Below are 9,103 nucleotides of genomic sequence, written 5' to 3'. Positions count from 1 at the left end.
CACAACTTAACGAAGAACAACAAAAATCTGCTGGCGTAACACCAGATATGATCCGTGTATCCATCGGCCTTGAAAATATCGATGACATCATCGAAGACTTGGCACAAGCTTTGGATAAAGCATAATTTCTTACTTCCATTGTGGAAATACTATAGATCAAACTTTCAGAACATACAAATGACATTCTTGAGCATGACCTCGCTTAAGAAATAGAACACAAACTATCAGACCTATAAAACTTATACAAAAGACCTCCCTTCGTGGGAGGTCTTTTTGTGTTGAAGAATGTATCCTAGTTAATTGTAAATTAGATTGTTGGGTTATGGTAGACATCTATAAATATATAGTAATATCTGGAGGATAGAAGATAGAGGATAGGGAATAGAAAAAAGACCTTGGATTCAACGATCCAAGGTCTTTTAAAGGGAGTATAGTGTGTATAATGTTCGGTCTGTGGTGTGTGAGCACAGACCTTTTACCTATTGTGTGAGATAGGGTTTTGAGAGAGCCCTTTGTGAGTCATAGGGGGCTCTCTAAGTTTGTGTGTTAGTTTGTGTTAGAGAGTGTATCCAGTGGATACTGTGTGTATAGTATGTGTGTTATATGTGTAGTGTGTCATCTAAGTGGGTTAGGATAGGGTTCACTTGATGAATTAAAATCTTAGTATTTTGTGCTTTTTACTTTAGCGCTTAACACTTTACCGTTCATGCCGTCAACTTTTACTTCAGCTTTTTTGCCGCCGCCAGTTGTCATATCGAATTCGTATACAGCACGACCGTTTTCACGTTCAACAGTCCATTCTACAGTTTGGAAGTCAGAACCAACTTTTTCCATAGCTTTAGTTTCAGCTACTTCAGGGATGATGATGTTTTGAACGTTAATAGTTTTGTTAGCTTTAGCATAGCCTTTTACTTCTTTACCAACAATTTGGCCAGTTGCTTCATCAACTTTAAGTTCTACTGCACGGTTGTTGTAGTAACCTTCTACTTCATAGTAAGGGTTGTGTTTAGCATCGTAAGAAATAGATTTTACAGTAGCGCCAGGGAAGTTTTGTTGGAATACTGTAACAGCGCCCATGTAATCAACAGAATAGTTAGCTTGAGCGGATGGAGCTACGCTACCAACGCCTTTCCAGTTACTATTGTTGTTATAAGCATGGTTGCTAGCTGCGCCAACTACACCTGCTAATAATACTGTACTAACGCCAAATGCACATAATACCTTTGATACTTTCTTAACATTTTTCATAATGAATGCCTCCTAATATAAGGTACTTTTATATACTGTTTTGTGAAAGTAGATTTTACTCAATCTACTTACGTATAATTTAATGTTGCTACATGAATATAAAATGAAATTTAAAGTTTTTTGTATGAAGATGAGTATATCTTTTAGTTATTATGAACGATTGATAATAACTATAATATATAGTCAAAAAAACAAAATACTTGGAATTGCTGTATATATAGTATTAGACTATATAGTTAACTAAAAGTCAATATACATAGTTGACAATTAAAAATACAAGTGATTTAATTTAGGTAGTTAGTAGTTTGTTGATGTGTTATCAATGGAGGTATACCATGAGTTCCACAGTATCGAAACAAGGTCGCATTACCACCCGTCAGTTAACGATGACAGCACTTTTTGTAGCATTAATTGCTGTAGGTGCTTTCATACGGGTACCATTACCTAATTGTCCATTTACATTACAAATCTTATTTACTACCCTCGCAGGCATTGTGTTAGGTAGTCGATTAGGTGCTGCTAGTGTTGGTATTTACATTGTATTAGGCTTAATTGGGGTACCGATTTTTACATCTGGTGGTGGTCCTGGTTACATTTTACAACCCACCTTTGGTTATTTAATTGGTTTTATGGTAGGTGCTTATGCAGTGGGCCGTATTGCAGAGACTATGGAAACATTGTCCTTTAAGCGACTATTAGCAGGATCTATATTAAATCTATTTATCGTGTATGGCCTTGGAATGATTTATCTATACTTCATTATGAATTTGTACTTAGGTAAACCAATTGGGGTAGAGGCCGTTATTATTACATGCTTCTTGATTCCCGTAGGTCCAGACATCTTCCTTTGTGCCGTTGCTGCATCTCTTGGCAAACGAATTGTTAAAGAGTTACATCGATAATATAGTCCTAATATAATACTATTATATGTTTACTAAATATATGTTTATTAAAACCGAGGCATTAGGCCTCGGTTTTTGTTTATTGTTTATATATTTATTTAAGCCTCTTTAAGGCTATCGATTTAAGATTGTTTGTTTAAGGATATACATAACCTAAAATAGGTTCTGCTGATTTTATTTTTGTAATTTCTACGTATGGTTGTTGACGACCGTGGAAATCTCGTGTAGATACTTTGCCTTCGATAGAAACCCATTGTTCATTGGCTAAACTATCGCCATCTGGTTTATAGGCGGTCATGCCAATCGGTGCCACGTCAGCAATACAGCAGGACATAGCCATACGAGAGATGGTAAATTCATTAGATTTTAGCGTGTTATCATCGCGGTTTACATAGCCTGTCATATATACTGTGTAGTCTTTGTATTGGTCTACATTAGATCCAACCTTTACGATTGTTTGATAGAAATTATCTGAATTTAACACAATTTCTTTTTTATCTTTAGAAATGCCAGGCTCTTTGCTTTCACTATTAACAGTAATCACCTCGCCGATGGCATCATTTGTAAAGTCGAAGTTGTTTGTATCATCATTGATGCGTGCAGCACCTTGAACACTAGTTGTAGGCACAAGGACAGGGGGAACGATGAGCAATACTACGGGAATAATGATAGGTACGATAGAGCGCCAGTTGTGTTTATAATAGCGCGATGGAGCCCAAATAACCGTAGCCAATCCGCCTAATATGAGAGCTACACTGCTAATGCCTAGCAGTAGTTCATATCGTGGTGCGATATAGTTCAAATAACGACCGGTTACGATTAGGTATACACAGCAGATACCTAAGGTGAGGTAAAGTAAGCCTTTCACAATGGAAAAGCGATCTTTAAGTCCTAATTTCATAGAATCATCTCCTTTTATATTCATGAAGAACTGAAATAGTAATGACTAAACATTAGCTTAAAAAGAATTGAAAACCTAATGCGGCTAAATAGGATATAACAACAATTGTTAAGCCTAGACGAAGAATAAATGATGTAGGCATATATTGTTTTAAAATATATACATTTTTAATATCGAGCATAGGTCCTAAGATGAGGAAACCCATGACTGAGCTCATAGGGAACAGAGTGCTCAAGGATTTGCCTATAATAGCATCTGATGTAGAGCAAACAGAGAAGAAGAACGCCAATAATAGCAGAATTGGGATGGACCACACATCAGGTAATGTGATACCGGCATTGATGAGCCAAGGCTTTCCATACACTTGTACTACGGATAGTACACAAGCTGCAATGGAGAAATAGAATAAGAGCTGGGAGAACTCTTTTTCCATATGAATTAGTAATCTTCTTTTATTGATATGTTTACTTTTCGATGCTTCTAAGACGATTTCTTCATAACTTAGGTTCTGTGCCGTTTTAGCTTTCATCATAGACGTAGATGGTGGTATAAAACGGAATGATAAGGCTACCAATAAAGCTACGCCAAGGCCAAGTATGATACGCCATACGGAGATCATTGGATTATCTGGGAAGGCATACCAGGTGGATAGAATAGTAATCGGATTGATGATTGGGCTGGCGAGCATAAATAGGATGGCTACAGATAATGGTACGCCTCTATCTGTAAGTGCTTTAAATAATGGAATAATAGCACAGTCGCAAACTGGTAAGGCTAAACCACTAACCATAGCGGCACCATAGCTCTTCCAAGAATGATTTCCTAATAGTTTTAGCAGTATTCTTTGTGGTACGAAATAGCGAATGACTGTTGATCCAATGGTTCCTAATAATAGGAACGGGATAGCCTCGATAATGAGGCCTGTAATGATGGCAAAACATTGATGAATAGAGTAAGGAATGTCATGACGGAATGCAGTGACTAATAGTATGTAGGCTGTAATGCCGATAACTAATAGATTTGGTATGAGTCCCCACGTAGAATTGCGGCATAATTCTGCTACCTTTTCTGGCGCTGGCGCAGTTACAATCTTGGCGTCACTGTTATAGGTCCGTAATAAGGCGTGATGTGTATCGGTTTCTGTGATGATACAATCGGCACTATATAATTGGCTTGTTACATCATTACCTAAACCAGGCAAAATGGATGCAACGAATTGGTCTGTACAAAGATATAATACCTTTTCGATTTGTAATAGATGGCGCAGCTTATCACTATATAGCAAGGCTTCTAGTTGGTGAAAGCTGATCATACCGTTCCATTCAATCCATATTTCTTTAGGCTTTACCTTGTCGATATAGCTTGCGATTTCATTAGCTATAGAACTATATGTGTGGGGTTCATTAGGCGTAATTGCACTAAGCCTATCAGGATTGAGTTGTAATCCTTCTTTGATGAGTGATACAGTACCTTCTTCGGCGCTGATACATGCTGTGCCACCAAGCTTTTTACGATATTGTAGTTGTTCATTTATGAAAGTACTTTTACCAGAACCGATGAATCCGGTAACGATATAAACAGGTATCATGATTGACACACTTCGTTATGTACCATTGGCACATTAAAATCTGTACCAATAACAACTAAGCTATAGTCCGTGGACTCACTAGGGGATAGGGAACAGTAATGGGTACCGTATTGCAACTCATGAGGTCCTTCGGCGGTCGGTACAATCCCTTTAGCACGGAGTACGGTATCTGGCATACCTTCTAAGATGGTTTTCCATTGAACTAATGTGAGCGTACGCAAGTCTTTAAAGGTATGGCTCATAAATAGATGTTCGTCATGTAGAGAGTGGTCATCATGACAATGATAGAGACGTTTGATATAGTCTCGTAACGCAATGGTGCTCCATGCTTCTTCGTGAATTGGAGTATTTGGTGCTAACTCGTGAATCATACGTTTTGTAATGCTTGTTTGTTGGATATCTTCGGTATGACTTAAGAAGATGGCATCACTATTTGTGATTTGATCTTTAAAGAAGAGGCCAAAGTTTTTGATAAACATAGGTGCTTGCATGGCATCTACGGTGGTTACCGATGCATGAACATAGGCGGATTTTGCAATCTCTTCATCCTCGCATGTATGGATGATTTCGCTTAATTTGCTGACCCCTGATGGTTCAATATAGATGGTATCTACATCGTAATTTTGCAGAATGTCGAGCAGTGCTTGTTGGAAATTTCCTTGCAAGCTACAGCAAATACAGCCAGATGTAACTTCACGAATGGTAGCCCCTGTTTTTGCAAGATTTGCTGCATCGAGGCTGGTTTCACCAAAATCATTTTCTATAATTAAAATTTTATCTGTAGATTTATGTTCTTTTAGTATGTGTTGTAAAAATGTTGTTTTTCCAGACCCTAGAAATCCGGATATGATAACAATAGGGATCATACGTACCTCCTGAGTAATGTAAACACAGTATACACCTATAGGATAACACAGAAAATACACCCTAGGGTATATGCATAGTTATGAAAGTACTATTTTTCTTAAAATTCTCATTAAATATATTGGTTATATACCTTATATGAGTATAGTGACAGATGTATTTAATATTCATAATTAATTGTGAAAAGTATTGTATATATCGATTCACGTATATATGAAGAGATACTCCTCTATGAATAAATATTAATTTTAAATTTGGGGAGAAGAATATAAAAAAATCCCTCCTATAGAAGACTCAGTCGAGGGAGAGTTGACTGAACTCCTTATAGGAGGGTGAGAAGAGAATTCGTTATATAAATCTCTAGTTAGATTACCTTTAGTATACCAAATTATACATAAAGTATATAGTCAATATTACTATTTTATGTTTATTGTAACTTAGCTAATAAAGCTTTTAGATATACATATACATTTTCAACAGATGGTAAATGAACGCGTTCCATTGGTGTATGTGGACTTACGATAGTAGGACCAAAGCTGATCATTTGTGTATTTGGTAGTACACCTTTTAACAAGCCACATTCGAGACCGGCATGAATTGCGTTGACATTCGCTGGTGTATCAAACATTTCGTTATGTAAGGAAATAGCTTGCTCTTCAAGTTTTGATCCTTTGTCATATTCCCATGCTGGATAGCCACCAGTGCGTTCTGCAGATACGCCAAGTGTTTTTGCAAGAAGAAGCATTTTCTTTGCTAAGAATTCAAGGCTGTTACTGTTAGAACTACGAATAGAGATGAGTACTTCAATAGTATGTTCATTTTCGCGTACGATTGCGATGTTGTCAGAAGTTTCTACAAGATTTGGGATAGATTTGCTTACAGAATGAACACCATCTTGTGCAAGATAGATGTAAGTAATGAGGGCTTCTGTTGTATCATCCGCATAGACTACATCAGGTGTTGCGACATCTTCTACGACAAATTTAAGACCTGGATCTTGGATACCATACTCATGGAGATATTGTTTCTCTTGATATTCAATTAAAGTTTTGATGGCTTCTACATCTTCAGCGCGTACGGATAATGTAGCTACTGCTTTAGAAGGAATGGCATTATGTTTTACACCGCCTTCAAAGGATGCTAAGCATACAGGATATTGTTGTTGAATGTCATAGAGCACGCGTGTTAATACTTGGTTAGCATTAGCACGTTGTTCGCAGATTTCGATACCAGAGTGACCGCCTTTAAGGCCTGTTACGGTAAGGGATAAGCCTGCATCATAACCAGGTTGGTTGTTTTCACGCAATAAAGGAATGTTTACATGAACGTGGCAACCACCAGCACAGCTAACAGTAAAATCGTGTTCTACTTCTGTATCGAGGTTGAGCAAGTAATCACCACTTACTTGGCCTTCTTTAATAGCGAAAGCGCCATCCATACCAGTTTCTTCATTCGTAGTGAACAATAATTGCATAGGGCCATGTTGTTGGCTATCATCCTCAAGGATAGCAAGCATCATCGCACCACCCATGCCGTTATCCGCACCTAATGTAGTGTGGTCTGCATGCATCCATTCGCCTTCGATGATATTGGCAATTGGGTCTTTAGTGAAGTCATGGTTAGAGTCGTGATCACGAACACATACCATGTCGATATGACCTTGTAGGATGATAGAAGGTCGATTTTCATAACCTGGAGATGCAGGTTTTTTGATGACTACATTATATTGGTCGTCTTGATGAACCTCTAAACCTAAGTTTTTAGCGAAGTTTACGATATAGTCGCTAATGCCTTTTTCGTTGCCAGATTCACGAGGAATTTGGCTCATTTCTTTAAATATTTCTAATACGCGTTTTGCTTGAACGATTGATTCCATAATGGTTCCTTTCATTCTGATGTAAATAATAGATATATATTGGTTGATTACACTGAATACGTAGTAATTTTATTAGTATACGAATTAATACTAATAATTGGATTTGTTTCAGTGATAACTTTCATCGACATATATATGGAATATATAAATAATTAGTATATATATAGTTATATCACAAGAATGATTATTAGGATAGTAATGCAAGCATTAGCACATGTAGAGACTAGCTATATAGGAATAATAATGTATAATGAGGTTATACGATTAACGATTTTACAAATCCATTAGATTTTAGAAGGTTGGTGAACCGATGCAACACGACAGTCGCAATATTAGTATGCTTATGGATTTTTATGAGATGACCATGGCACACGGCTATTTTACGCAACACGAAAACACGGATCGCGTCGCGTTTGATGTATTCTTTAGACGCAATCCAGACAAGGGTGGCTTTGCCATTTTTGGTGGTCTTGAACAAATCGTTGAGTACATTTTAAATTTACACTTTGATGAACGTGATATTGATTTTTTACGGGCCCAAGGTATTTTTAGTGAGGAGTTTTTAAACTATCTAAAAGATTTCTCCTTTACTGGTGATGTATATGCATTCCCAGAGGGTTCTATTATTTACCCCAATGAACCGGTTATAACTATCGTAGCGCCTCTCATAGATGCACAAATCGTAGAAACTGCAGTGCTAACTATGATGAACCATCAGTCCCTTATCTCCACAAAGGCCAATCGTATTGTACGCGCCGCAGATGGTCGCGTTGTAGCTGATTTTGGTGCCCGTCGAGCTCATAATGTGGATGCCGCTGTATATGGTGCGAGAGCAGCCTATATCGGTGGGGTGCAGTCTACGGCAACTGTTTTAGCAGGCCAACAATTTGGCATCCCTGTGAGCGGTACGATGGCTCATAGTTGGGTTATGTATCATGATTCAGAATACGAAGCTTTTAAAGCTTACGCTGAAGTCTATCCAGATGGAGCTGTATTCCTCGTTGATACCTATGATGTTCTAAACTCTGGTGTACCTAATGCAATTAAAGTAGCTAAAGATGTATTAGAACCTATGGGAAAACGTTTAAAAGGGATTCGCCTTGATTCTGGTGACCTGGCGTACTTAGCTAAAAAAGCACGCCGCATGCTTGATAAAGCAGGCTTAGAAGATTGTAAAATTATGGCTTCCAACAGCCTTGATGAATATACGATTACATCCTTGTTAATCCAAGGCGGGCCTATCGATATCTTCGGGGTAGGTGAAAGACTGATTACCTCTAAGAGCGATCCTGTATTTGGTGCAGTTTACAAGATTGCTGGGGTTGAAAAAAATGGCGTATGGGAGCCTCGTATTAAGATTTCCGAATCTGTTGAAAAGATTACGAACCCAGGCTTTAAAAAGGTGTACCGCGTGTACAATGAGAAAGGTCGTGCCATTGCAGATTTATTAACATTGTTAGAAGAGGTACCAGATACAACCGAACCATATCGTTATATTGATCCAGAACAACCGTGGCGTGAATTGTACTTTGAAAACTGTACTTTCAAAGAAATGAAACAACTCATTATTAAGGATGGAAAATTACTAGTAGAATTACCAACTTTAGATGAGCTTCGTCAATATGTTAAAGACCAATTAGAAACTGAAATTTGGCCTGAAGAACAACGTTTTGAAAATCCACATCGTCATTACCTTGATATGAGTCCAGGATACTATCAAATGA

8 protein-coding genes are annotated in these 9,103 nt (G+C 37.7%); 3 read left to right on the top strand and 5 right to left on the bottom strand.

Features of this window, described 5'->3' with window-relative positions:
- On the top strand, window positions 1–125 hold a 125-nt coding region (locus QZ055_RS06155), incomplete at its 5' end, for a PLP-dependent transferase (RefSeq protein ID WP_295825322.1).
- Window positions 126–660: 535 nt separating this feature from the next.
- On the opposite strand, the gene QZ055_RS06150 is transcribed toward QZ055_RS06155, so the two are convergent.
- Complete coding sequence (locus QZ055_RS06150) at window positions 661–1,248, bottom strand: PepSY domain-containing protein (RefSeq protein ID WP_295825320.1); 588 nt, start codon at window positions 1,246–1,248, stop codon at window positions 661–663.
- Between the two features lie 335 nt (window positions 1,249–1,583).
- Here QZ055_RS06150 and QZ055_RS06145 point away from each other — a divergent pair, with 335 nt between their 5' ends.
- Window positions 1,584–2,150, top strand: a complete 567-nt coding sequence (locus QZ055_RS06145) for a biotin transporter BioY (RefSeq protein WP_119206547.1) — start codon at window positions 1,584–1,586, stop codon at window positions 2,148–2,150.
- A gap of 136 nt (window positions 2,151–2,286) precedes the next feature.
- On the opposite strand, the gene QZ055_RS06140 is transcribed toward QZ055_RS06145, so the two are convergent.
- The 4 genes from QZ055_RS06140 to QZ055_RS06125 form a co-directional block, all read right to left on the bottom strand.
- Window positions 2,287–3,051 (bottom strand): TIGR03943 family putative permease subunit, encoded by a 765-nt coding sequence (locus QZ055_RS06140; protein ID WP_295825318.1) that lies wholly within the window; start codon window positions 3,049–3,051, stop codon window positions 2,287–2,289.
- A gap of 52 nt (window positions 3,052–3,103) precedes the next feature.
- A complete protein-coding gene (locus tag QZ055_RS06135; protein WP_295825316.1) occupies window positions 3,104–4,639 on the bottom strand; it encodes a permease in 1,536 nt (511 codons plus the stop codon).
- Entirely contained in the window at window positions 4,636–5,505 is an 870-nt protein-coding gene (locus QZ055_RS06130) for a GTP-binding protein (RefSeq protein ID WP_227721171.1), read from the bottom strand. The genes QZ055_RS06135 and QZ055_RS06130 overlap by 4 nt, the downstream gene beginning before the upstream one ends.
- A gap of 425 nt (window positions 5,506–5,930) precedes the next feature.
- On the bottom strand, window positions 5,931–7,379 hold the full coding sequence (locus QZ055_RS06125) for an aminoacyl-histidine dipeptidase (protein ID WP_295793778.1): 1,449 nt from the start codon (window positions 7,377–7,379) through the stop codon (window positions 5,931–5,933).
- 310 nt (window positions 7,380–7,689) lie between these two features.
- Between QZ055_RS06125 and QZ055_RS06120 the strand changes: the two genes are divergently transcribed.
- A partial coding sequence (locus QZ055_RS06120) for a nicotinate phosphoribosyltransferase (RefSeq protein WP_295825314.1) occupies window positions 7,690–9,103 on the top strand: 1,414 nt, incomplete at its 3' end.

This window comes from uncultured Veillonella sp. (assembly GCF_905209685.1).
Lineage (GTDB): Bacteria > Bacillota > Negativicutes > Veillonellales > Veillonellaceae > Veillonella.
This window is presented reverse-complemented; position numbering and strand designations above follow the sequence as displayed.